We start from the raw sequence: 26,032 nt of genomic DNA on the forward strand, positions 1-26,032 counted from the left end.
CATATCTATTTTACATAATGAAACGCCTTTACGTAAAGCAATCATCTTTGACAAGTATAATTTTATTATCCTATGTGTACATCCACATTTTGCTTCAAATAAAGAAACACATTTTGTTTCACGTTGTAACCGCATAAAAACTATCATTAAAAAATCGCTTGAAAAAAAATGGTTAAAAGATGCATGAGCTAAAATTTTATTTTTGTTAAGACAACCTTAAAGACACACCCCAGTTACAAAAAAACAACACCGACATCCATTGACGATTCACTTTATATAAAGAACTTTTTTCATTATACAATTAAAATGGAAAGCTTGCATCCGCTATTTCTTTTACTATCTAGCAGACATTGCGGTGTTAGTGAAGCTTTCTATCTAATATCTTTTCGTTTCCCCTGTTCAGACCATTCATGTATTTACCTCCATTAGATGTTTGATTATAGCCCTATCCTACACCTAGATGTATTACTTGAATGTAAGCTTCCTTACAATGCAGCATCTTTTTTTATCCAAAGTTGTTGGCGCTCATTTTTAAAAATACTTAGTAAGTTCATCCACAGCTGCTAAATTTTATAAATTCCTAGACCAAAAGTAAAAAAACCTGTCATATGGCTCTTTTACATACGACAGGTTCATTCATCATACTTGTTTCCTCACCGCATAAATTGCATAATTAAAATAGCAATTGCTGTAACTAAAAGCCCGAGGTTTCCTGGGCAAATAGAAAAAAGCGATTTTCTATTCTGCTTTTCATAAGGAACGGAGCAACTATTGTATGTCCATTTTTGTTTGCATAATTTTTTTAACATATTTAGCTTTTTAAGGCTTCTTGAACTTTATCTGGATCAAAGCCAATGATCCACTTTCCGTTCATTTTCGTTTGCGGTACACCCATTTGTCCAGTTGTTTCCACTAAACGTTGCCCTGCCTCACGATCTGTTTGTACATTTATCGTCTTATAAGGAACATTATTTTCCTTTAAATAATTTGTCATCATTGTACAATATGGACATGTTGATGTAACATATACTTCTGCTGTAGCTTTCATTATAAAATTCTCCTTTCATTCATTTTAATTATCTTCATTTTATACCCCCACATGTATATAGTCAACAAAGTTGCTTCGGGTTGTTTTTCTATATTACATAAAATTTTTGTTCCAAAAAATTTACTTTCCCGTCATTTTTATTTAACAAATAATCTGTAAACTAATTTATGAAAGGCGGAAAAATACAATACGATGTTACATTCATAAAACTATACGCATTGGGACAATACATACATCACATTGTATTTAAAAAATCCAACGATTAAAAGTTCAAGTTCAATGTGGTAAGTTACTGATTTTAAATATTGGTCTACCTTGAGCTTGAGTCTGCACGCTAACTTAAAGGGGGAATGATGATGACAAGTAAGCCATTTAAAGACGAAAATAACATGAATAAAAGAATGGATCGCCGAACTTTTTTAACACAATCTTCCAAGGTTACCGGAACAGTTGTCGGATTAACTTTATTAGGATCATTTGGTGCCATTCCTGTTAGCGCTGTATCAAAATCACCTGTGAAACACGCAAAAGGAAGAAAAGCTGATTTAGTTTTTCCAGTCATTAGCGATGTTCATATCAAATATAATGATGAAGCTAATATGAACAAATTTACAACTACTTTAAATCAACTGAACCAAGTAGTTCCTCAACAGGATGCGTTAGTCGCGATTGGCGACCTTACAGAGTATGGTTACGAAACGGAATATGATATATTCATGGAGGTTTATGAAAAAAATAAGAATCCAGATGCAACCCCCATGTTTGCAATTGGAAATCACGATTATTGGAATGGTTTATCCCCAATAGATTCACAAAAACGTTTTTGTCAAAAAACCGGGATGAAATCTCATTACTATCATCAAATAATTAAAGGCTACCATTTTATCATCCTTGGGACTGAAGACGGAAAGACAGAAGGAACATTTTCCACTAATCAAATAAAATGGCTAGAGAACAAATTACTGATTGCAAGTAATGACGACTGGAAAAAACCTATATTTGTTTTCCATCATCAACCTATTAAAGAAACAGTCTATGGAAGTGAATGGGGGTTTTCTGAAAATAGAGACCTTTTTTATAATACATTAAAGAAATTCCCACAAGTCATTACATTTTCTGGTCATACCCATTACCCGCTAGACGATCCGAAAATTATTCATCAGAAAGATTTTACAACCATCGGTACTTCTACAGGTGCTTATGCATGGCTTGAAGGCGGAAGAATACAAGGTGCAGTTCCTGATGGTGCAAACATGATAAACCAAGCTCTTATTGTTGAAGTGTACAGTAACAAATTGATCATTAAACGCCGTGACATCCATAATAATGATTGGTCTGGCGAAGATTTTGAAATTAATTACCCGATAAACAAACGAAATTTCAAGTACACGGAAAACCGTGACAAAAAACCACCTTACTTCACTAAGGATGCAATGGTTTCTATCCTAAATGAAGCAACCACAGCTTCTAGTTTAACCATATTGCTAACACAAGCTGAAGATGACCTTTTAGTACATGATTACAAACTAAAATTAAAAAATATACAAACTGGAAAAATCGAAAAAGAATACCTAGCTTTTTCAGAATTTTATAAAGACCCAATGCCAAATCCTCTTCGTTTAAGTATTGATCGCTTACAAGCAAATACTACTTACGACATAGAAATTCACGCTTTAGATGCATTTGGAAATAAAAGCAAAAAAGCTTTAAAACTAATTGGAAGAACACAAAATAATTAACCGTCTTTTTCTCACTATAGAAAAGTATAAAAGTTTACAGGTCAATAATATTAGAATAACTATGTCTTCCACCGCAATATTTTCTAAAATTTCAAATAGATAAAAGAAGGACTTATATGTTACAAAGTGCTGGCATCCCTGGATTGATATGTATACTAATTATTGCATTAATTGTAGTCGGATCATCCAAATCACCTGAATTAGGTAAAGTTGTTGGTATAACGTTAAAAGAATTTAAAAAGTCAACAAGGGAATTAGTTTCTGAAGATGAAGCAAAAGAAGATAAAAATGATTAACTGTCCATTTAGCACGTTGTCTGAACCCCTTTCAATCTTTATGACAAGGGGTTTTTTAATCCAGTATTTTTTTTATTTCTCCAAGATTTTCCCACGAATCACTTGATTGAATTAACGAAATATTACTATTTAAGTTACATTTCCAATTCTCATTGACTAGTTTGTGAAAGCTTACTATAATCAATACCATTGTATTGTTAAATACCTTAATTCATCCTTGTCAATTCAAACACATTTTGCAGTTCGGGAGGTTATTATATGAAAGCTATTATAAAGGATATTCTCCTTATTACTATTGGTTCATTTCTCATCGCAGCCTCTGTTGAATTTTTTGTTATTCCTAATAAACTTGGCGATGGTAGTACTATTGGAATGTCTTTAATTTTATATTATTTATTTGAAGTTCCTGCTAGTATTAGTTCTTTAATCATAAATCTAATTTTCATTGCAATTGCCTATAAGTTTTTAATGAAAAAGACAATCGTTTATACTGTCATTGGTGCATTTATGACATCTGTAGGACTAAGTGTTATGAATCTCATACCTTTTGCAGTTGACGACATGATTTTAGGAGTAATTTTCGGAGCACTATTAATGGGGGCAGGTTTAGCACTAATTTTCATTGCTGATGCATCAAACGGGGGCACAACTCTACTCGCATATTTATTGAATTATACGAAGGGGTATAATTTTTCCAAAAGCCTCTTTTATATGGATAGTTTGATCATTGTAGGCTCCATTGTAGCAATTGGAGTGTATCATACATTGTATAGTTTTATTTTTGTCTATTTATGTACAAAAATAGCTAACCAATTTATTGAAGGTTTTCATAACAAAAAAGCAATGACAATCATGTCGGAACAATATGAGGAAATCTCAAAGCGTATTACGCACAAATTCGGCAACGCCGCTACCATCTTTTATGGATATGGTTACTATGTTAATGAAGATAAGCGAATTATCTATATTGTAATCAAAAAAAATGAATTGTTAAAAATAAAAAAAGAAGTGCAATTATTAGATCCTCAATCTTTTATTGTCATTCATGAAGTAAAAGAGGTTGTTGGCGGGAAATTTGGTTTTGTTTAGAAGCCTTGGTTTATATATACTACAGTTAGCATAAAATAATAGAACTACAATTATTTACTTGAGGTAGAGAATTTTTCACAAATAGATGGTAATTAGCACCATTACCCCATGACGATATGCTATAGATAAAAACAAACACTTGCTTTTCTTTCGGGTAAAACGAAAAAGCAAGTGTTTGCCCTTACGTGGGTAAAATGATGTAGGGTAAAAACAAGATCTTCTACTCTTTATCTAACCAATCCATACATCGATCTGCTAACGCTTGAATTTCATTTAATAATAAGCTAGCATGGTAGCCATCACAAACTGCATGATGAACTTGTACAGATAAAGGAATAAAAACAGATTCTGCTTCTTTAAAATACTTCCCCCATGTAATGATAGGCAATAAAAATTCGCCTTCGTTATTAATATTTAAATTAAATCCTGTAAAACTTGTCCATGGAATAATAGATATTGGATGAATATTCGTAGGTGGATTTCCCTTTGCTTGCAAAGTAAGATGATCACCATAGTCTACACTATCTTGCATAAAACGGTTGTAAAACTCCACGAATATATTAGAAAAGTTCGTCCAAACATTAGAGAATAGTTCTTCTTCCTTATGAAAAATGCTGTAACTTGGATGAAGCACCTCCCAATAACCAAGTTCCCCTTTATCATTATAAGACATTCTAAATTCAGAATGTTGATTTACAACTTTTGATCCCATATATACTAATGCTGGGTAAAGCTTCATTTTTCTTTCTCTCGTCTGCTTTAGCAATTCTGTAATATTTATATTCGCAGTCATACTAAAAGTACAACGCAATTGAGAAAAATGGTTAAAATATGCTTCTCTTTTCCATTCCTTTCGATTAACTATATGAAACATTAACTTACCTCCAGTATAGATGCACCTATTTAAAATGATATTACTTCATTATATATTTAAGATCACTTTCATCCACAATTGCTATTTTAGCAAAGACTAGGCATTTCATGCATTCTTTTTCATTTACGTGTAAATAAAATGTATGTATCATTGTGTAAAACACCGTTAGGATAAGCCTAATATTCTATGCTTTCCTATAGTACAAAATATATAACAAGAAAAAGAAAAACCCTTGTATACTTCGCAGTACCAAGGGAACAAACCTTTACATACAGTCGAATGTTCCAATCATTGAATTTCATTCTCTTCAACAACTGGTAGTTGCCTGTAAGAAATTGTTATCGCTACATTTTCATTTCGAAAAACGCAATTTACTATAGGAGCTCTTCCTATTTTAATGTACTATAAAACAAAGGTAAATCGATTTGTCCAGTTAACTTTCAATTCTTAGAACCTTATATTACGGAAAATGAATCTGATTTATTCATTCTCATTTAACACCTTGATACCTCTAATTATATTTAAAATGAAGTAGTAGATATTGATGATGACAGCTAACATACCAACAGCAATTAATACACCACCATTCACAGTATCACTCAAATTGCTAAAACCTAACATTATAGTAACAATAATTAAACCTACAACAGTTATAAACGGTACTAAGTGCATCCCTAAAGCACTTTTCGCATGTTTCTTAACGTTCGTTTCAGCTACGAAATAGACAATAATTGGAAAAAGAAACGGCGCGAAAAATACACTGAAGTAACAGAGGGACGATAAAATATTATTTGGTTGCAAGTTTTTCACTCCTTCTTTATCTTGTTGGTTGTAATTATGTTACCACATAAATTATTAGTGTATTCTTACGGTTTCGAAAGCATAAGCTTACTTTTTTGTAAGGAAACAGAAACAAAAATAGAACTACCTCTCATTATATAGAGATAGTTCTATGGTATAAGTATAGTCTTAATGCACTATAGATTTATTTCTTTCATTAAGGCTTTTTGATTTATAGTAAAAGACAATTTTTTCTAAGCATTAAAGGCTTCTAACATCCAAATATGTTTTTCTAAAGATGCTTTTATCCCAATAAATAAGTCGCTTGTTGGTTGATCTTCTGTTTCTTCTGCAACTTCAATAATTTCATTCGACTCATTTACAATTTGTTGAAAATCAAGTATCAACTGGGCAACCATTTCATGATCAGATTCATTTCCAGTTGCTTCCTTAATTGTAGCTGTTTCGAGATAGGCTTTTAATGATGATAGTGGTTTCCCTTTAATGGTTAACACGCGTTCTGCGATTTCATCAATGTAACTTGCTGCTTCATCATAATACTCTTCAAACTTTTCATGTAATGTAAAGAAATTAACCCCGTTTACATACCAATGATAATGGTGTAACTTTGTGTAAAGAACATTCCAGTTGGCTAATTGTTTGTTTAATGCGTCTACTAATTGTTGATTCATTTAATATCTCTCCTTCTGTCTTTGTTCAATTTGTATTATACACTTTTTCATTATTTTTATCAAATAATATTATCATTTAATAACTATTATAATTTAATGGCAGTATATTCTTTTTTACAGTTTTCCCAACGAAGTCTTGTTCTATTACTATCCTTTTTCTGGATATTTTTTCTGCGCACCTACCCATTGCTCCCCGTTTTCCCAGATCTCTTTTTTCCAAATGGGAACAACTTGTTTAATGCGTTCAATAGCATATTCATTTGCTTCATACGCAGCTTTTCGATGCGGTGAAGAAACAGCAATTAAAACAGCAATATCTGAAATGTGTAACTCCCCAATTCGGTGAACAATTGTTACTCTGATATCGGGCCATTTCTCTTCCATTTCTGCTCCAACTTCTGCTAATTTTTTTTCTGCCATAGGAACATAAGCTTGATATGATAAATAAAGGGTTCGAACACCATGTGTCCATTCTCTAACATTCCCTGTGAATACTGTAACTGCTCCAGCATGGGGGTGAAGCACATAATCCATGTAAGGTTTAACTTCAATAGGTTCTGATACAATAGCAAACGGCTTTAACATGATGCTCTTCCTCCACACCATTCCCATAACCACTTATCTAATGCAGACACGTTCTCTCGTGATCTAATTCGGGGGAAAGAAATAGATTTATTTTCTACACCTACCACTAATACGATATTATTCAATCGGTTTAATTCATCCCATTCTACTTCATTTCTCACTAACACAACTTTTGATCCAGCCTCTTCTTTAAACCCTTCTATAAGTAATATATCGGGTTGATCCATGGAAGCTAGTTTTTTTAAGCGTTCAAAACTCGGAGTTTCATTTAACATTATTTGTACCGTACCACCGCCAGACACAATGGACAAATCAGCACCACTTCGAAAAAATTGCATGGAGTCAGTATTTTCATCTGGCATTTTCAAACTTCCATGCTTCCCATGATGGCCATGTTGTTTTATAACCGAAACAGAAAATCCTTTCGTTTTTAGAAATTGTACCCAGCGAGAAACTAAGGTAGTTTTTCCGCTATTTTTAAAACCTACTATATGCAAAATTTTCATAAACGCCACACAGCCTCCCCTTGTTCCATGCCTAAAAGCAAAATACCGACCCGCATTCCTTTTTCATATCCACTAGAACCACTAGGCAAAACAATCAAACAATTTCCGCGTGCTATGGAAGATACTGCATTCGATTTATTGAAACCGGCTGGCTTAGCTACTACACCTTGTTCCGTCATCTCCCACACTCCACGAATAAATCGAGTAAATGGATTTTTCTTGATAAAGTCCTCTCCTAATTGAGCTTCTATAGAGGGCAAATACGGCTCGTTACTACCCATCATTGTTAAAATAGCTGGTCTAGTAAACAATTCAAACCCTGTAAAACAAGCAGAAGGGTTTCCCGATAAACCAAACAAAAGCTTATCTCCTTTAGTTGCAACAGTTGTAACACTTCCAGGACGCATCATTACTTTATCAAACAACACTTCTGCGCCTAATCGATCGTAAATCGCCGGTAAATAATCATAATCACCAACAGATACCCCACCAGTTGTAATAAGTATATCTGTTTCTTGTAAAGCTTGTGCCATTACTTCGGTACATTTTTGTAAATTATCTGACATAACACCATAATAATGACATTCAATTCCTAATCTATTTAGTTGTGCTTGAACCATTGGCCCGTTAGAGTTTCGTATTTTTCCAAGCTGTAATTGCTCTGTTACATCCAACAATTCTGTTCCCGTTGCAAGCAATCCTACAACTGGCTTTGTAGATACATCCACTTCTGCATAGCCAAAGGTCGCAAGCAAGGCAATTGTACCTGGGTGAATTTTCGTACCAGACTTTATAAGCACTTCCCCTCTTTCAGCATCTTCTCCTTTAAACGAGACGTGATCGCCAGCTTGAAGTGGCTCTTGTAATTTAAATCCGTCTATCATCTTCGTCGTCTTTTCTAACATAACAATAGCATCTGCTTGTTCTGGTAAGATGGCGCCCGTCATAATTCGATATGCTTCGTGCTTACCAACGGGTACATTTGGCACTGTCCCAGCTCCAATTTCTCCGATAACTCGAAAAGAAATGGGATGGTGAACTGACGCACCTTTCGTATCTTTTGATCGGATAGCATACCCGTCATATGCAGAACGATTAAAAGGTGGCACAGCATGACTCGCAACAATGGGTTCCCTTAGAATTCGACCATTCGCTTTACTTAAGTTTGTTTTTTCTATTGGTAACGGTTTAATTTGATCCATTACATACTGTATTGCTTGTGAAACGGGTATTGGGCTTCTTCTCTCTATCACTAGTCCTCCCCCTCTTTCCTACGCATTTTCAACCAAATAACTGATGATACAACTTCCGACCTTTAGATATTTCTTTTAACCCATGAATAAATAACCTACCATTTTCAAATAAAATACAACGATAGGATGCAATGTAGAATTCAATAAAAAAGTCCGTGATGCGATACTCGATACCTAGCCTTTTCACTACTTGCTCACCATCGGATATAGTAAGCTTTCGTTTTTCATTAGGAATAACTTGTACCGTATCTCTACCACATAAAACTGCAAAATTCGTTTGTTGCTGTTTTTCCAATGCTGGATAGGTAGCTTGTGAAGAGCATGTTAAACAATCATCTTTTTTCAATCGAGATATTCCCGCCTCCACAAAGGTATTATCCCACAGATCAAAATGAAATAATTGGCTTCGCAGTTTCTCTTTATTTCCAGTCAACCATTTTAAAGCTTCTGCACTTTGATTCGCGGCTACCATACTTACGACTGGAGCAATGATTCCTGTAGTATCACATGTTTGTGTTACAGTTGGTAGTATAGGAAGTAAACACCGAAAACAAGCTGTCGTTTGCGGTACAAATGGAAACATTACCCCAGTACTTCCCACACAAGCACCATATATCCAAGGTATTCCGTGCTTCCAAGCAGCATCATTCATTAAAAGACGTGTTTCAAAATTATCTGTTGCATCCATAATAATATCTGCGTCTGAAATGAGTTGTTCTAATAAAGGTCCATCTACGTGATCAAGAACAGTTAAAATGGTTGCGTCTTCTCTAACTTTTTGCAAGCTCTTTTTAGCAGCAACTACCTTCGGAACGCCCTCTCGAGCATCCCGTTCTGTAAACAATTGCTGTCGTTGCAAGTTTGACATTTCTACGTAATCACGATCAGCTATTGTCAGCGTTCCCACACCAGCACGTATTAACGTCTCTGCTATATGTGTACCTAATGCCCCACACCCAATTATAACAACATGCGCAGATGCTAACATGGCTTGCCCGTGTTCTCCAATTGGTGAAAACAAAATCTGCCGTGCATATCTTTCTTTCATTGTACCCCTCCTCACTAGATCAGCTAGCAAGACAAACCATCCATTCATACAACACCTTTGTTTTTTATCATATGCCCTTTCTTGACCTTTTTACAACGAAGCAAAGCACAAAAGCGCAAGCCCCGGTTAGCAACGTAGCGACTGGAACGAATCAACGAAAGTTTTAGGAATCACGCTCCTGCAACAGGAGTATGTCGGCACCCTCCAGCAAGCCCGTCTTTAGTCGGCCTTCCTATTTAGAAAGAACCAATGATGACTTAGCTTAAGGCAATGAAGCGTGACGTGGCTATTCAGTTATTTCCTTGTCCACTAGTATCTCTCTTTATACTTTAAACCAAAAAAATCTTATATTTTCCTATAGTGTAAAAGTAAGCAAATAAATTGCTATCTACTTTTTCGTGTGATACTTTTGCATAACATGGTGCAAAAATATGTACAATTAAAAGTGGTTTAACATGTATGACACTTAAAACAACAACGATGATAACGCCATTTAGTTATACTCATATTCTACGTGAAGAATAAAATAGTTAGCAAGGTATTTTATTCTTTATACAGTGGGAGGTATGTTATGCGTAAATTAAATTATTACTCTCCGTCATCTCAAGAAAAGCTAACCGTGTTACAAAAGTATGCAAACATAGAAAAGGATCTAGAAAAAAATGAAACCCTTTTCATTTCTGGTGATATCGTTCATTCTTTTTACATTGTTCTACTTGGTAAAATTATGCTTCATAAACCAACAGCAGATGGACGAGAATTTACAATTCGAATATGTAAACAAGGGGATATAATTGGAGAGCCTCATTTTTTAACCACCCCTACCAAACACTTACTACATGCAACAGCCGTAGAAAGAAGTAAAATTTTCACTATATCTATAGAAAAATTACCTGAACTTTTTTCAAATGAGAGCAAATTCATGCTATACCTACTTCAAAATGTATCCAAAAATGCCATTCGTGACCAAATGAAATTACGTGATTTAGTAATGTATGGAAAAAAAGGGGCGCTTTATGCCACGTTAATTCGTCTCGCGAACAGTTATGGGCAGACCAAAGAAACTGGCATCCTAATTAATACGTCGCTTACGAATCAAGACTTAGCCAACTTTTGTGGCACTTCACGAGAAAGTATTAATCGATTATTAAGTGATTTGCGCAAAAATAACATTATTTCTATTGAAAATAGTAGGATACTCATTCATCAGTTAGCATACTTAAAAGAAACCATCCATTGTGAAGAATGCCCCATTGATATTTGCACAATTCATTAATATGGAATACCTTTTTTATTACTTCACACTTCTATAAGTATTCTATTGTAGCTATAAAGAACGCACCTAAATTCATCCCGGAAACAGGGAACATGTTTCCGGGATATATCCCACTAATCCGTCAAGGCATATATTACTTTTGTGACCATTCTGCCGATAGAAAAATTAAAAACATAAGGTTTATAAGATAAACTGTAGTTTTTGCCATAGGAACTCAGTATTAATCTACGTTGTTGTAACATTATTCTTTTTCCTTCTTCTCCGAATCGTCATCTCCCATTAAATCGTTGGTTGCATTTTTAAATTCCTTTAAGGTGCTTCCAGCAGCTTTTCCTAATTCAGGTAGTTTTGAAGGTCCAAATATAATTAACGCAATAACTAATATTAAAATCAACCCTGGGATACCAATACTTGAAAACATACAAATCACTCCTTTTAAATTTCTTACTTTAAATGAACATTTTCATTAAAGCTGTGCAACAGAAATTATTTATGCGCTATACCCTTGATCTCTTCCATATAAAAGGGAATAAACATGTTGAAAAATGAATCCGAGAACTTATGTTGATGTTGCTTACATATAACACCCAAACAAGGCGCTAAATATTTATCATACATTTCCTTACGTGCGTCCGCTAATTCGATAACAAGTTCATGATCCCCTTTATCAAGTGCAACTGCTTCTTCCCTTAATGTAGCTGTAATAAAGGCGGTTAAACTACCAATATGATCAGGGAAAGCTTCACGCTCTAATGGATAATAAAACCCCAGCTTCTCATATGCTCCAATTAAACAAAGTAAATCTTGTTTCGTATCCAATTCTGCTGTTTCTGATTTTTCACGGTAACTGGACATATATGGAGGAACAAAATATATACCAGGAATAGAAAAATAATTATCATGCCAGATTTTTGTTTCTTTTCGGTCATAACAAGCATGAAATGGAAATTCATTTACAAGACGCTCCGGCAACTGATTCATTGTCTGTTCATAATGATCCCAATCACCATACCAAATATGGGTAAATATTTGCGCTAGAATGAGTTTCCCGTAAGTTTCTTCTTGTGCTGTTAGCAATACTGCCACCCCCCTCATCATGAAATTAGGTTTTTTTCACAATGTCTACATACATATCTAACTGAGCCGGAGAACCACCTACTTCATCAAACAGAGCACCATGAGTAAAATTGGGGTCAACTTCCGTTAATTTATTTACGACAAAGCCCTCAGCACGACCTCCTGGAAAACCCGATTCTTCATGCATGACGGTATTAAACCTAAATGGTGTATGATTATACGTTGGTAAGTTTGCTTCTCTTTTCTGATCAATCGTTTGCGGTGTGGCACCATATCCAGTTTGCCCCATATTATATGCTGCACCAATAACGCCTGGAGCAATACCGCCTGTAACATAAACCGTCCCCTCTAGCGATACATTCCCATTCTTAATCACTACGGCGTCTCCTGATTTAATGTTCCGTTTTTTTGCATCAACTGGATTTATCCAAATGTAATTATCTGAACGAATTTCTCGCAACCAAGCACTGCTAATATTTCGATACGTACCCATATTTCTTGCTTTCCAATTAATAAATTGTAATGGTTGCTTCACATCTACATCTTTTTGATCATATGCTTGAATATTTCTATACATCGGCATTCCTTCAAAATACTTACCATCAAACGAATTTTTACCAGCTGCGACTCCCTCATCATAAAAATGTACTTGGCCACCAAAACTATACTTCAAATGACTACCATCATATTCACTACCAGCCTCTTCAAATCGACCACCACGATTCAAAACGTACACTACCTTTGCCCACTCTTCTGGCTTCACTGCTCGCTGCCACTTTTTCAAGTCAAAAAACTTCCCTAAAGCTTTGTTTCTCGCATTTTCAAAAATGGTCATTTCTCTTTTCACTGCATCAGGCACAGGTTTCCCATCATAGGCAATGTTTGCAACTCTCTTCAAATAATAATCCTCTTCACTATGCAGTGAGCTGCCATCAGGAAATGCTTCATCCCCATAACCAGGCAACTCCATCCGTTTAGCTAGTTCAATGACACTATTTTCAAATGAACGGACATCCGGGAAAACACGAGTTACGGGTTGATAAACGCTTGCCAGCTTCGTCGTTATATTTGGATAAATAGCTTCTCTACCCCATCGCTCTAAATAAACCGTATCTGGTAAAATAAAATCAGCATATTTGGATGTGTCACCAATTTGTACATCGGAGGCTACATATAAAGGTAAAATCTCTGGATCTTTTAATGCCTGCTCTTGAATTTGCCCATTAGGCGCCGATAATACGGGTGACATACGATGCGTGACTAACGCCTTCAATGAATATGGGTACTGATCTAATGCGCTTGGTAATACATCTCCAACCGTTTGTGGGCTAAAAGGAAACCAAGGACGTTTTGCCGGATAGCCATCTTTTTCAAATAAGGTAGAATCTTCGTATTTGAATTGATTTCTTGCAATTCTCACACCCCATGGCGCACGTCCATTTGGGACAGTTAATAAGTCATATTTCCCTTCAAATTCCTTAAAAAATGCTCCAGTAGTAATGTTTCCACCTTTCCAATCATAAGAGCCAATCAAATGATTTAAAATCGCAATTAAACGTTGATTGTAATACCCATTTTCATGCATCGCCGGCCCTCTGTAAGTCATAACTGCTGAACGCTTACCGTATGATGTAAACGAACGAGCAAGTTTAACCATTTGTTCTTTTGGAATTGTAGTAATGGATACATATTCCTCTAATGTTTTTTCCATTACTCTTTCTTTATACAGTTGAAAAGCTGATTTAACCTTTATACCATTAATGGTAGTATCCACTTCCAATTTGCCAGATTTAGCTTCAATATGTGAAACTGGCTCTCCATTCTCCATTACAACAAACTGTTCTTCTGTTCCTATGTTAATATCACTGGCACGTAATTTAGGACGCTTTGGATCAGACATGTTTACCAAATGTGTGGCATCACTCCAAGTCGGTTCTTCATCCCTCGCGGCAGTTTCTTTATTTGGATTTGTTAAATAGTCCTCATCATACCATTGTCGTTCAATAATAATTCGACCGAGTGCTAATGCTAATGCGGCGTCTGTACCTGGTTTAATCGGAAGCCACATTTGCGCTTTTTCAGCTGTTTTACTAAATCGCGGATCAACAACAGCCATTTGCATTCCATTCTCAATGGCATTCGTTAGCTTAGGAGCAAGCCAAGTCGGTCCTTTATTTGCAACCATCGGATTTGTCCCCCATACTAACAGAAACAAGGAATGATCCACATCGGCATACTGTCGTTTTTTTGCCTTTTCTCCTGCATACGATCGTGTATTTCCTACTACCGAGCTTATACCACAGATTCCCCCATGATGATAATAGTTATTACTTCCTAGACTACGCAAGATAAAACGCTCCATAAAATCACGTCGATCACCAATCATAAAAGCTATTTGGTTTACTTTTGGCCCAAAATCAGGATGTTCCGTATCAATTAACACGTCTTTATATTTTTGATCAAAATCATTAAAGGTCATTTCTTCTTGTTTTACTTTTTCCCAATCTTGCATCACTTCTTCTTGTGGAGCATGTACAGCTAATTCCTTTAATCCTGGCGTACTTAAAGTTTTACTGCCATTTACAATTTCGTCATATGCTTCTTCCCAAGAAACCGTTTGCCACTTCCCACTACCACGAGCCCCTACTCGTCGTAATGGTTGTTTCACTCGATAGGAATCGTAAACCGTTTGCATACCAGCTTGCCCTTTTAAACAAATACGACCACCACGAGCTCCACGACCCCCTTTTTTAACATCACCTGTCCCTTTAATCGCATCATCTACAGACGTCTGATAAGCAATAGCTCCATAGGGTACCATATTTAGAGGACTGTATTGGTTTCCAGCTATTTTTCGAATCATGGAAGTGTAAGGTCCCGCTTGATTTCCTTCTGTTATATAAGCTTTAATTGTACAAAATGTATTACACTGTTCACATGTTGTAAAAATAACATTTTCAGCACCATAATCCTGGTAATCTGTACCGTACCCATGCCCCTCATTTAACCAAACGCCATTCACTACTTGTTTCACTGGTCCAATGAAAGAAGGACCAATTACAGCAACTGCACCAAATGCCCCCATTGCTTTTAAAAATTTCCGTCGATCCATACGCTTATCTTCCATTTTGATCCCCCATTTCACTTACATCATCTGCTTGGTCAAGCGGAAGTAATCGATCAGCAATCGTAAAAATAAGCAATCCCATGGCTACAATTCCAACACTTACAAGCCATTCATTATAGGTTGGATAATAGTCACCTGCTGGCATTCCCTCCATAATCGGAACTATTTGCGATGGGACAACAATATTGAAACGAACACCAATGATTCCAATTACGACAAGTATAGCAGCGATAAGTAGCGCATTTATATTTTTAGCTGTCTTTTTATAATAAACGAGAAATATAGGAACAACAGAGCCAAGAAACACTTGTATCCCCCAAAACGACCAGCTATAGGAACTTCGCATCATCGTTTGTAATGATAATAAATGAGAATCTGCTAAACTGTATAGAGCTACTAAATAATCATAGAATTGAAGTAATAAATCAATAAACAAGAAAGCGATCATTACTTTTGCTAGCCCAATTACCATGCCTTGATCAATAGGCTGTTTCAATGCTTTACTCCTAATGATATATATGGCAAGTAGTAGCGCTGTTCCTGAAACCATTGCAGACACAACAAAGATAATTGGAAAAATACCGCTGTTCCAAGATGACCGAGCACTAACAACTGCAAATATAGCTCCAGTCCCTCCGTGTACACCTAAAATAGCTAAAGGGATGCCGATTGTACCTAATATTTTCATCCATCTGTGATCACGCTTTTTCGTATAGTCATTAATAGTGCTATTTTTAAACGTTAAGAGCCGAGCTATTTTTCCTTTTAAACTATTATAAGAGGCTAAACGAACAAAATCTGCTCGCATAGCAACATATAATTCTACCGTTAGTAACGTAATATAAATGACATAAAATCGCATCTCCCAGGCAAGGATACTCGTTACATTCCAGTGAATCAAGGCACTAAACGCACGCTCTGGCCTTCCTAAATCCATTAATACAAAAGTTAATGCTACAATCATACAAACAATAGCGGTAAATAAAGCCATCTTTCCTACTTTTTCATAACGCTCCATTCCAAAAACAAAAATCATTGTTGAGAGCAAAAACGAACCTGCACTTAAACCCACAAAAAAAATATAGAATGCAATCCAAGCTCCCCATGGAGTTATAGAAGAAAGATTTGTCGTCGTTAAACCAAGCCATAATCGTTCAACAATAAAATAAGCTCCTATAGCAAATAATACACATAAAATTCCGACCCACCATTTAAACCATATTGATTGCGCTTTCTTTGATTTATAATGGGATTGCTTCGCTTCATTTGCAACCGTTGACATTTTAATCCCTCCTTACTTTAGATAAATTACATTTGGACCTGCTCCCAAATCGCTCTTTAAACGAAAAGCTCTTGGATTATTAGCAAGTTTTGCTACTGTGCTATTTGGATCATTTAAGTCTCCGAAAAAACGCGCATCTCCAATACATGTTTCTACACATGCAGGCTCTTCGCCTCTTTCTAAACGATGCAAACAAAAATTACATTTCCGTACAGTGCCAATTGGCGTCTTCTTTGGTTCCCGTTTGCCACGTTCAATTCCGTATTCTGGGCTAGTTACATCATTAAATCCTAACATCTCATCTTCATAACTTTCACCAAAATCATATGACCGTGCACCGTACGGACAAGCAACAATACAATACCTGCAGCCAATGCAACGGTCATTATCAATTGTTACAATTCCGTTATCCAATTTAAACGTTGCTCGAACTGGACAAACCTGAACACATGGAGGATTATCACAATGCATACAAGGCATTGGTAAGTTTACTTTCGATAAATGCGGAAATTCTCCGACTTCTCTTTCTAAAACAACATTATACGAAATTCCAGGAGGGGTTCTATTCTCTGCCTTACATGCAACCGTACAAGAATCACAACCAACACATTTCTGAAGGTCAATAACCATGCCCCATTTTACACCTTTATTCCCCTTTGTATGAGGTGCTTCTTGCGCAACATGTTCGCCAAACTCTTTCATCAAAGAAGCATGATATTTTTTATGAAACGATTGAATACCCAACTGACCTGCAACGACTTTTCTAGCATCGTCTGCCATATTTAACCCAAGTTTCGTATTATAAGGAGAATTCGCTAATTCTTCGCTGGCATCTGACAACCGTTCATCCACAATTTGATTAAAGTCATCTTCCAGCAGTTGTTTTAAAAACATCTCTCCCACCCCTTTCACTTGTCTTTCTTCGATTGTAAAGCACTTGTAGGTAATGGTGGTGTAACATTTATCACACTTTTTCCAATTGTGATAAATCCGTCAAATTAAAGTAAATTTATGGTGTATCCAAATCAACTGTAGAAAAAATTATGGTTGTGCAAATGTGGCAACATGCAAAGTACGCCATAAAAGCTTAGAATAGATTACTTTGGAAAACAAATGAAGAGCGAAACCTGTAAGCCATGCTTTATTTTCAAATGACATGTTAACATCATAATTTTGAAATGGTATGGCCTTGCTCACGCTCATCTGCATATTGTTAACTATTCGTCCTATCTTAGGATAGTTTCGTCTCTATACGATTGAAAAGGAAGGAACAAAAAACGAATTATTTGTTTTACATATTTGGAAATAATTAGCAAGATGGTTACAAACATGAACATAATCGGTATACTTAGGATATGCTGGAAGTGATATATCAGGTGGAAAAATGATTTCAATTTGAGTTAGACCTATAGTGCGCAGAACACTACCACTGATTCCAATAATGACACGTACAATTAAACCAATGTATAACACATTAAAAACAAGTAAAGCTAACACGGCGAAAAAGCGGTAGAAGAAGATCATTTAAAGAACTTCCTTTACAATTCGTATTGCACTCGAGCTTTTAGCAATCGTATACTGTTCAGTATAATACAATGTATTAATTTCACAGTTTTCCCCCAAAACAACATGCTCGCCACGAACTGTATTAGCTTGTGTGTGTGTTAGTTGAATATACTTTCCAGTGATCGACTCACTTACAAGCCGACTAGAAAATGAAAAGCCTTTTTTTATAAGCAGTTTTTCTACATTCATTTTCCCAATATGACACGTACATTTCATAATGATCTCTCCATGCTCTGCTTCTAAATGATCCACTCTAATTTTGCCACGAACAAATATATCTTTCGTTTGTATATGTTTTGCGCTTAACGTTCCTGTAACAATTAACTCCTCAAGCTTTGCTCGATTTATTGTTAAATGACCACCACTTTTTATTTTTTTCATTTGCACAACATCATCAATAATACAGCTGCCTACTATAGTTGCTTCTTGCGCTTTTATAGCTTCACAAAAGCGGTGATGACCTTGTGCAGTAATAGTACGTGCAAAAATTGGTTCTAATTGTTTACTTTGACCAATGAAACGAATGTTTTGATTCACCAATTCATTCAACTCCTATATAATTTAATAAATAAACTATATAACATGTAAACTAATATTACAATAAAAAAAAGAGCCCTTTAAGAGCTCTTGGATACTATTTTATTCATTAATTGATTTACTTCATGTAGAATCGTCGCCAGTTCTTTCAGTTGATGAGGGGGATACTTTGCAAAGGTTTTTTGCACATATCTATCCCCTTCAGATGTTAGCTGCATCCTAACGACACGCCGATCCGTCGTATCCCGTACGCGCGTAATTAACCCCGTCTTTTCCAACTTGTCGCACATGGATGTTACTGCTCCGGGCGTGACGCCAGCAAATGATGCAATTTCCGCTGCTTTTAATCCCCCACTCGTTTTTAATTTAATCAGCAAAATAATTTGTGACGGTGGCAATTCTCCATTAGATGCTAACACATCCATAAACTGCTTCGATTTATATTGAATGTCTACAATCTCATGCATGATTGTTTCTATATCGCTCATTCGATCACTGCCTATTAGTTAATTTAATAGCTAAATTATATTATATGTAAACATAAAAAGCCAATAACAAAAAACTTATAATCTAGTGATTAGTTAATAACAACAGTTCTTTTCCATTTTATTAAGTACCTGTTTATAACAGGGACGCCAGTTCTATCTATGATTTGGTTTTTCCAAAAGGCTATGGAGCCAAGCAATGCCTTCTTGCACAAATTGTTTAGAAGGGGTGAAATGAGGTGTATGCTCTAATATGAAATAGATGCCATTCATACCGGCGAGCTCTTTTATAACATGCTGGACTTTAAGGTATTTTTGACCTTCCTCCTGTGTCGGATGGATGGGCAGCCAAAAATACTTTTTGTCTTTACATGCAACATGATGGAGATGTACTACTTTAATATGTTCCTTCCATTTAGAGATATAAGATAGCGCTTTTCCTTTTGCTCCCAGTAAATAATCCCCAATATCGATGCATAGCTTTATGTCGTACTTGGACCATCTTTCAACGGAAAAATGATGGAGCAATTCGATATTTGCAGGAGAACGATTAAACCCTAGCTTTGGTTCACAAACAATCAGGATATCATACTTCAATTGTAAATGTTGTAACCGCCTTAAACCGCTTTCCATTTTTACCATCATTTGTTCTTCAACCTTAGATTTAAAATAAGGAAAATGAACCAATACATATTTTGCTCCTAACTTAGACATCCAATTTATTTCCTCTTCAAACTGTGACCAAGCAACTTCCGGCTCTATGTTAACATACTGCAAAAGATCATACTTGCTTCCAGTTCGATATAACGGAGAATGTAAGCCAAAGCTGAACCCGTGTCTATCCTTTAAAGACTTAAATTTTTCAAAAGCTGTTTGGTCAGAAAATTCTCCTATCTCTATATGATCAACGAAGTCATATGTAAACAATTCATTTAACTTCGAAGAATTTGTGAGTATCGTACTACCAGAAATTCCGTAGTGATACATCTAAAAACCCCCTTTTTTATTGCTTATCTATTATTCAGAATCATAAAATAAAAGACTGTTCTGCAATGGATTAATCATTTTAAACTTCTCATAATCAATTAAAGGCAATAACCAAAACAGGAAGGTTATTGCCTTTATGAAACGATTTATGCAATCATTTTCTTCTCTTTACGTACTAGTGCCATGATTCCAGCAACTAAATAAACAACTCCTCCAAAAATCCCAAAAAACATCGTCAGAAAGGTTCCCCCTATTGCAGTAATAAGCAAGATAACACCTGCTATCTTTGGTTTTTTATTTCCGACAAGCAAGAAGATGGAAATCAACCCCAAAATAACACTAACGATAGAAACAATTAACATGGTTGTAGCAGCAGACTCAAATGTCTGGGATAGATCTTCTGCACTTACCTCATTAGTTCCTTCTTCTTGTAACACTTCTTCAAACAGCTGTTGTATTTCGCCGCTATCTGCTGACAAATACATTGCAGATCCAAAAATTAAAATTCCAAAAAGTAAAATTCCGATAACCGTAAAAACTATTTCTCCTGTTCGTTTCATAGTGAAGCCTCCAATAATTTTTTGTGAAAAACAAATACAGTCATATAGACATATGTATAGGAATCCATATAACCAACAATTTGTAGTTTAAAAAGCTATCTACATGCCCGGTTGATAGCAAAGCAATTAATCATCCCCCCTTTATGATAGTGAATATCGATTTAATTCTTATACGAATAGGCGATGTATTTAGTTTCAAAAAACCAAAAAAATTTTACTTTATGTTGCTAGATTTATTTAACATATTTCTATAGCTTTAACGCCAGATAAATGTAACAACTTTTTTGTTGCAAATCGTTTTAGTATTGCTTTTTATTCATGATTACAACAGAGAAACTATAGCCAAGGGTAAGCCAAATAATAACGACGACGGGAAGCATCATGAGCGTTTGATTCAACATCTTCTCTGTAAGGACAACACCTAATTCATTTAGTTTGCCCATCATAAAAATGATCAGTGCTCCAGGAATAACATAGCCTAGAATTAAAAACATCCGCGCTTTTTCAGCCCCAAATTTCAAGAGTAATAAGATAGATTTCGTTCCAAATATTAAAGCTACAGAGGCACTTAAAATTATCATTTGTCCCATTTCTTTTATAACCATTTTACTAGACAATAATTCATAATATTTTATTACTTCACAAATGTGACCAAAATATAACGCAAGGAAAAGGAAGTAATCGGTTTCTTGTTTATTTATTACTGGAAAGTGGTCATATTTTTAATTGTCCTACAACCCCATTAAATCCCTTATCATTATAACTTGGAAAGACACATTTTATTACAATCTATGACTTATAAATATAATAATTGACTGATTTTTCAAATAAATAAACATAAAACTTATCTCTAATCCATAGGATATAAGTCAACACAAAAAAATGGAGCAACTGTTATAAGCAGAAACTCCACTTTTATCCATTATGCTTATTTTAAGTGCATATCAATAACCATTCTACCTTGAATCGTTCCATCTTCCATTTCTTGAAAAATATCATTAACTTCTTCTAACTTACGAGGTTGAACAACTGGTACTACTTTTCCTTCTGCTCCGAACATAAATGCCTCTTCTAAATCTTTTCGAGTTCCGACCAACGAGCCGATAATTTCAATGCCGTCTAGCACACTCTTGATAATGTCTAAATCCATTTTCTCAGGAGGCAAGCCAACATTAACGACTTTGGAGGTTGGACGTACAGCATTAACGGCTTGATTAAATGCCGCTTTCGATACAGCTGTCACAACTGCTGCATGAGCTCCACCGATTTCATTTTGAATCACTTCGTCAACATTAGCAACGTTTTTCACGTTGTATGTTACGTCAGCGCCAACCTCTTTTGCCAGCTGTAATTTATCGTCATTAATATCAACAGCGATAACTTTCGCATTAAAAACCCGTTTTGCGTATTGGATAGCGAGGTTTCCAAGCCCTCCAGCTCCAAAGATAACGATCCATTCACCAGGGCTTACATTAGATACTTTTATTGCTTTATAAGTAGTTACACCTGCACATGTTATACTTGTCGCTTGCTGTGGATCTAGACCTTCTGGTACCTTCACTGCATAATCGGCTGCAACAATACATTGTTCAGCCATGGCTCCATCAACACTGTAACCAGCATTTTTTACATCCCGACAGAATGTTTCTCGACCAGTCACACAATATTCACAAGAGCCACACCCTTCAAAAAACCACGCTACACTGACACGATCTCCTACGTTTAAAGATGTTACATCATCTGCAATTTCTTTTACGATACCTACACCTTCATGCCCTAAAACACGTCCAGGAACTTCCCCGAAATCACCTTTAGCAACATGTAAATCAGTATGGCACACACCACAATATTCAATGTCTACAAGCGCTTCACCAGTTTCTAACGGACGCAACGTAACATCTTTCACATCAACAAGCTTGGTTTTTTCAGAACTTACAACTGCTGCTTTCATATTTAACCCCTCCATCACACTAATATGATAACCTTTTCACAAAGATTAGGATTCTATTATATGATGGTGTTTCCTTAATTTCAAGTTTTACCCAAAAACATTTTAGTTTATTAAATATTTATTCATTAATGTTCCCATCTATAAGCGAATATGCTGTTGTGTCCGTCAATTGTTTCTTGTTCTGCTAATTCCATTGTAAGATAGTTTAAAGAGAACGAACCTAACCATAAGATGGTTTTCCTTTACCTAATTTTTCAAGTGAAACATGTGCATGGATGAAATACTAATACGAACGAATAAAATTAGTCTATTTAACTTTTACATTAAATATAAACGTTGTTTCTTTGCTTGCACTTCATAAATACAGACACCCATTTCTGCTGGAACAGTAATTTTGTTGTCTTTTATAGTACCTTCATTTGTTTCCGTCTTCAGTCCATTCAAAAACGGTTAAAGAAGGATTTTCTTCTATGAGGATTTCTACAGTACTTTTTTATCAACCGCAAGCGTTTTAAACTCTTATGCAAACTCCATTACCGAAGCGGTGTCTACAGATCGAATCTTTGGATTTTCTTCACAAACATAATGACCCGTGATCATTTCATATGTATGTAATTCCACGATAACTTCACCAGATCTCGGAACTTGTTTTCAGCTTCTGAAAGTAAAGGGATGCCACCAAACAATATCACATACCATAGCACCCCAATGGCAACAACATACTTCTTCAAATAAATCATTCCTTAAAGCCGGAACATACCAATAACATTCATAATATTATACCGGTTCCCAAATACATAGCAAACAAAGGCTGAGACTATTGGTAAAGTGTTTAAAAGATAATTTAGCACATGGTATTTATTACTTATCAAAAATCAACCGTAAATATTCTAAATTTTGATACAAATAATAATTGGTGATAACTGAAAATCCTTGTGCATCGTGTTCGGTTACCAAAATAATAGATTCATCGTTCAATTCAATAGTTGCGAATTTATTTTTATAGTATACATTTGCTTCTTGTAATATCAACCACATATTATTTTCCATTGCCAAATGAAACCACTGGGAAAATACATTTTCTAATGTTTCCTGATTGGTGATAGTAACCGTAAAAGCCGGTATCTCCGCCCGATAAATCTTCAATCCACACATCGTAAGAACCCTTTTCCCTGATGGTTGATAATAAATATCTAATGTATCCTGATGGGATAATACCGACTCGACTTCGTCTTCATACCCTTCAAAATGAACATAAAATGGAAATGTAAAACATGTAATTGCCATCTTTTGCATGAGCAACTTAGTATCCTCCACATAATCTTCATTATCACCACACACATAAAACTGCTCATAATCCCCTTTGACTTTTAGCCAGTCTTGGTCTTTTTCTACATCATGCGTAATATGTACACCCATCAACTTCTTGCCTCCTAGTCGTTTAAATGCCATTGAACAACAAATAAACATTCTCTCACACATTTTTTAATAACATCTGAATCATTGTTCACACTATTTACGATTGACTTAAGTAAACGTTTCGTATTTAAATTAGAAGTCCAATACTAAATCCTGTGAAATTATTGAAAAAATGTTCATTTATATCAGAAAATGTGTTTTTTGGACAACAGTTACACCTCATCGATCAATAGACAGCATTCATGTGCATATTTCACACATAGTTAAAGCTGATTATTCATGAAACTTCCAGAAACGGTTCAAATAATTCTAGTGGACTCCATCAATTTTTTTGTATAACCGTTTCTATTTTCATTTTGCCATTCTCCTACTTTAAAATAATCAACTACTCTTCCATCTCTAATTACTAATACTTCATCGCAAAACTTTAAAACATGTGAAATGTCATGAGAAACAAAAATAATTGATATTTGCTTTTCATTTCCAAAACGTTCTAATAACTTTAATATTTGTATTTGTGTTACCATATCAAGGCTTGTAATTGGTTCATCACAGATAAGAATTTCTGGATTAGCTAATAGCGATCGAGCAATACATATTCGTTGTGCCTGTCCACCACTTATGGAATCACTATACCTTCTTAAAATACTAGGATGTAAGTTTACGTCTTCTATAATATTTAAAATTCTTTGTTTTCGTTCTTCCTTGCTAAAAGTAGTGAAATTAAGCAAGGGCTCTTCTAAGGCCTGCTGCATAGTCTGTCTTGGATTTAAGGAAGAAAGAGGGTCTTGAAAAATCATTTGTAATTCCCTGCTTATCCACTTGCGGTCTTTAAGCGTCGCTTTAATAAGTTTATTTTGTATGGTCACTTTGCCATTTTTATATGATTGAAAGCCAGCTAAAGTTCTTATAAGTGTACTTTTTCCACCACCAGATTCTCCTACAATTCCTAATTTCTGACCTTTTTGGAGTTTCAATGATACATTATCAAGTACTTTTTTTTCAGGATAGTGAAATACGACTGAAAGATTATTTACTTCTAATAGCATAAGACTCCTCCCTCATCATTATATTCCAGGCATCAGGCATCATATTCCATAGTTTTTTTGTATAATATTGTTGTGGGTTATTCTTAATAGTGGAAAGTGGAGCAACTTCTATAATTTCTCCATTCTTCATCACTGCCACAGTATCCGCAATCTGGTTTACCAAACGTAAATCATGTGTAATTAACAAAATGGACATTTTATATTTTTCTTGAAACTTTATTAGCTGACGAATTACTATTTGCTGATTTATTGTATCTAAACCAGTTGTTGGCTCATCAGCAATTAACAAACGAGGCTTACGCAACAGTGACATGCCAATCATAATTCGTTGATTCATGCCTCCACTTAACTGCCAAGGATAGGCAGAAGCAATAACTTCAGGATTAGAGAAGTTCATTTCTAATAATTGTTGATGCACTTCTTCCCTTGCTTCCTTCCGTTTTATAACTTTTTCATTTTTCAAAATACCCAACATTTGGTTGCCAATTGTTAACATAGGATGTAAAGCCAGTGAAGGTTGTTGATAAATGAATCCTATTTTCTTCCCTCTAATTTTACGCCATTCTTTTTCAGTTAACTCTATTAAATTATTGGAATCATTATCTAATAAGATTGTTCCATGAACATCCATTTTTCTTTCTAATAAACCCATGATGGCACGAGAAGTAATCGTCTTACCGCAGCCAGTTTCTCCAACTAAACAAAAAAATTCATTTCTACAAATATGGAAGGAGAGATTATTTACAATTAATTGATCATCTAATCTAATTGAGAGGTGGTCAACGTCAAGTATTGCTTCATCCATT

At 35.2% G+C, this 26,032-nt stretch carries 28 protein-coding genes; 4 read left to right on the forward strand and 24 right to left on the reverse strand.

Translation table 11 applies throughout. From position 1 onward, the window contains the following. Positions 1-811: 811 nt before the first annotated feature. On the reverse strand, positions 812-1,048 hold the full coding sequence (locus tag BUB45_RS02205) for a glutaredoxin family protein (RefSeq protein ID WP_073004720.1): 237 nt from the start codon (positions 1,046-1,048) through the stop codon (positions 812-814). 356 nt (positions 1,049-1,404) lie between these two features. On the opposite strand from BUB45_RS02205, the gene BUB45_RS02210 reads away from it, so the two are divergent. From BUB45_RS02210 to BUB45_RS02220, 3 genes are all read left to right on the forward strand, one after another. Beyond that, positions 1,405-2,787 carry a metallophosphoesterase family protein gene (locus BUB45_RS02210; protein ID WP_244527639.1) on the forward strand — a complete coding sequence of 461 codons (1,383 nt, stop codon included), beginning with the start codon at positions 1,405-1,407 and terminating at the stop codon, positions 2,785-2,787. A gap of 116 nt (positions 2,788-2,903) precedes the next feature. Further along, the gene (locus BUB45_RS02215) at positions 2,904-3,083 is read left to right on the forward strand and encodes a twin-arginine translocase TatA/TatE family subunit (protein ID WP_073004723.1); all 180 of its coding nucleotides are present in this window, start codon (positions 2,904-2,906) and stop codon (positions 3,081-3,083) included. A gap of 258 nt (positions 3,084-3,341) precedes the next feature. Further along, positions 3,342-4,172, forward strand: a complete 831-nt coding sequence (locus tag BUB45_RS02220) for a YitT family protein (RefSeq protein ID WP_073004725.1) — start codon at positions 3,342-3,344, stop codon at positions 4,170-4,172. A gap of 220 nt (positions 4,173-4,392) precedes the next feature. Here BUB45_RS02220 and catA read toward each other — a convergent pair whose 3' ends face one another. From catA to BUB45_RS02255, 7 genes are all read right to left on the reverse strand, one after another. Further along, complete coding sequence (catA, locus tag BUB45_RS02225) at positions 4,393-5,046, reverse strand: type A chloramphenicol O-acetyltransferase (protein WP_073004727.1); 654 nt, start codon at positions 5,044-5,046, stop codon at positions 4,393-4,395. A gap of 480 nt (positions 5,047-5,526) precedes the next feature. Continuing rightward, the gene (locus BUB45_RS02230) at positions 5,527-5,847 is read right to left on the reverse strand and encodes a magnetosome magnetite crystal formation protein family (protein WP_073004729.1); all 321 of its coding nucleotides are present in this window, start codon (positions 5,845-5,847) and stop codon (positions 5,527-5,529) included. A gap of 233 nt (positions 5,848-6,080) precedes the next feature. Then, positions 6,081-6,518 carry a Dps family protein gene (locus tag BUB45_RS02235; RefSeq protein WP_073004731.1) on the reverse strand — a complete coding sequence of 146 codons (438 nt, stop codon included), beginning with the start codon at positions 6,516-6,518 and terminating at the stop codon, positions 6,081-6,083. A gap of 147 nt (positions 6,519-6,665) precedes the next feature. Next, positions 6,666-7,103: a molybdenum cofactor biosynthesis protein MoaE gene (locus BUB45_RS02240; protein WP_073004733.1), complete on the reverse strand. Its 438-nt coding sequence runs from the start codon at positions 7,101-7,103 to the stop codon at positions 6,666-6,668. Continuing rightward, on the reverse strand, positions 7,097-7,609 hold the full coding sequence (mobB, locus tag BUB45_RS02245; RefSeq protein WP_073004735.1) for a molybdopterin-guanine dinucleotide biosynthesis protein B: 513 nt from the start codon (positions 7,607-7,609) through the stop codon (positions 7,097-7,099). The genes BUB45_RS02240 and mobB overlap by 7 nt, the downstream gene beginning before the upstream one ends. Beyond that, positions 7,606-8,862 carry a molybdopterin molybdotransferase MoeA gene (locus tag BUB45_RS02250; RefSeq protein ID WP_073004746.1) on the reverse strand — a complete coding sequence of 419 codons (1,257 nt, stop codon included), beginning with the start codon at positions 8,860-8,862 and terminating at the stop codon, positions 7,606-7,608. The genes mobB and BUB45_RS02250 overlap by 4 nt, the downstream gene beginning before the upstream one ends. 28 nt (positions 8,863-8,890) lie before the next feature. Further along, on the reverse strand, positions 8,891-9,910 hold the full coding sequence (locus BUB45_RS02255; protein WP_073004748.1) for a ThiF family adenylyltransferase: 1,020 nt from the start codon (positions 9,908-9,910) through the stop codon (positions 8,891-8,893). A 571-nt stretch (positions 9,911-10,481) separates the two neighbouring features. Between BUB45_RS02255 and BUB45_RS02260 the strand changes: the two genes are divergently transcribed. Beyond that, positions 10,482-11,186, forward strand: coding sequence for a Crp/Fnr family transcriptional regulator (locus tag BUB45_RS02260; RefSeq protein ID WP_073004750.1), 705 nt, complete (start codon positions 10,482-10,484; stop codon positions 11,184-11,186). 241 nt (positions 11,187-11,427) lie between these two features. Here the strand turns inward: BUB45_RS02260 and BUB45_RS02265 are convergent, their stop codons facing one another. The 16 genes from BUB45_RS02265 to BUB45_RS02335 all read right to left on the reverse strand — a co-directional run bounded on the left by BUB45_RS02265 (position 11,428) and on the right by BUB45_RS02335 (position 26,031). Continuing rightward, entirely contained in the window at positions 11,428-11,607 is a 180-nt protein-coding gene (locus BUB45_RS02265; RefSeq protein WP_073004751.1) for a twin-arginine translocase TatA/TatE family subunit, read from the reverse strand. Between the two features lie 65 nt (positions 11,608-11,672). Next, entirely contained in the window at positions 11,673-12,263 is a 591-nt protein-coding gene (locus tag BUB45_RS02270) for a molecular chaperone TorD family protein (protein WP_073004753.1), read from the reverse strand. Positions 12,264-12,288: 25 nt separating this feature from the next. Beyond that, the gene (locus tag BUB45_RS02275; protein ID WP_073004755.1) at positions 12,289-15,390 is read right to left on the reverse strand and encodes a molybdopterin-dependent oxidoreductase; all 3,102 of its coding nucleotides are present in this window, start codon (positions 15,388-15,390) and stop codon (positions 12,289-12,291) included. Then, positions 15,380-16,672 (reverse strand): NrfD/PsrC family molybdoenzyme membrane anchor subunit, encoded by a 1,293-nt coding sequence (gene nrfD, locus BUB45_RS02280; RefSeq protein WP_084723508.1) that lies wholly within the window; start codon positions 16,670-16,672, stop codon positions 15,380-15,382. Before nrfD ends, BUB45_RS02275 begins: the two co-directional genes overlap by 11 nt. Before the next feature lie 12 nt (positions 16,673-16,684). Continuing rightward, positions 16,685-17,566 carry a sulfate reduction electron transfer complex DsrMKJOP subunit DsrO gene (gene dsrO / locus BUB45_RS02285; protein ID WP_073004757.1) on the reverse strand — a complete coding sequence of 294 codons (882 nt, stop codon included), beginning with the start codon at positions 17,564-17,566 and terminating at the stop codon, positions 16,685-16,687. Between the two features lie 354 nt (positions 17,567-17,920). Continuing rightward, positions 17,921-18,196, reverse strand: coding sequence for a hypothetical protein (locus BUB45_RS02290; protein WP_073004759.1), 276 nt, complete (start codon positions 18,194-18,196; stop codon positions 17,921-17,923). Then, positions 18,197-18,778 carry a hypothetical protein gene (locus BUB45_RS02295; protein ID WP_073004760.1) on the reverse strand — a complete coding sequence of 194 codons (582 nt, stop codon included), beginning with the start codon at positions 18,776-18,778 and terminating at the stop codon, positions 18,197-18,199. It lies immediately after the preceding gene. A gap of 77 nt (positions 18,779-18,855) precedes the next feature. Next, the gene (locus tag BUB45_RS02300; protein WP_073004762.1) at positions 18,856-19,263 is read right to left on the reverse strand and encodes a MarR family winged helix-turn-helix transcriptional regulator; all 408 of its coding nucleotides are present in this window, start codon (positions 19,261-19,263) and stop codon (positions 18,856-18,858) included. 153 nt (positions 19,264-19,416) lie between these two features. Continuing rightward, a complete protein-coding gene (locus tag BUB45_RS02305; protein ID WP_073004764.1) occupies positions 19,417-20,247 on the reverse strand; it encodes a sugar phosphate isomerase/epimerase family protein in 831 nt (276 codons plus the stop codon). Between the two features lie 146 nt (positions 20,248-20,393). Further along, complete coding sequence (locus BUB45_RS02310; protein WP_073004765.1) at positions 20,394-20,807, reverse strand: DUF4064 domain-containing protein; 414 nt, start codon at positions 20,805-20,807, stop codon at positions 20,394-20,396. A gap of 299 nt (positions 20,808-21,106) precedes the next feature. Beyond that, positions 21,107-21,508, reverse strand: a complete 402-nt coding sequence (locus BUB45_RS02315; protein WP_084723509.1) for an ABC-2 transporter permease — start codon at positions 21,506-21,508, stop codon at positions 21,107-21,109. A 227-nt stretch (positions 21,509-21,735) separates the two neighbouring features. Next, positions 21,736-22,758: an alcohol dehydrogenase AdhP gene (gene adhP, locus BUB45_RS02320; protein WP_073004769.1), complete on the reverse strand. Its 1,023-nt coding sequence runs from the start codon at positions 22,756-22,758 to the stop codon at positions 21,736-21,738. Positions 22,759-23,076: 318 nt separating this feature from the next. Further along, positions 23,077-23,202: a hypothetical protein gene (locus tag BUB45_RS20580; protein ID WP_280157289.1), complete on the reverse strand. Its 126-nt coding sequence runs from the start codon at positions 23,200-23,202 to the stop codon at positions 23,077-23,079. A gap of 417 nt (positions 23,203-23,619) precedes the next feature. Then, the gene (locus BUB45_RS02325; RefSeq protein WP_139300075.1) at positions 23,620-24,180 is read right to left on the reverse strand and encodes a hypothetical protein; all 561 of its coding nucleotides are present in this window, start codon (positions 24,178-24,180) and stop codon (positions 23,620-23,622) included. Positions 24,181-24,476: 296 nt separating this feature from the next. Beyond that, entirely contained in the window at positions 24,477-25,226 is a 750-nt protein-coding gene (locus tag BUB45_RS02330; protein WP_073004772.1) for an ABC transporter ATP-binding protein, read from the reverse strand. Continuing rightward, positions 25,207-26,031, reverse strand: a complete 825-nt coding sequence (locus BUB45_RS02335; RefSeq protein WP_073004774.1) for an ABC transporter ATP-binding protein — start codon at positions 26,029-26,031, stop codon at positions 25,207-25,209. The genes BUB45_RS02330 and BUB45_RS02335 overlap by 20 nt, the downstream gene beginning before the upstream one ends. Position 26,032: the final 1 nt, after the last annotated feature.

The sequence above is a fragment of the Virgibacillus chiguensis genome, assembly GCF_900129865.1.
In the GTDB taxonomy this organism is placed as follows: Bacteria; Bacillota; Bacilli; order Bacillales; family Amphibacillaceae; genus Virgibacillus; species Virgibacillus chiguensis.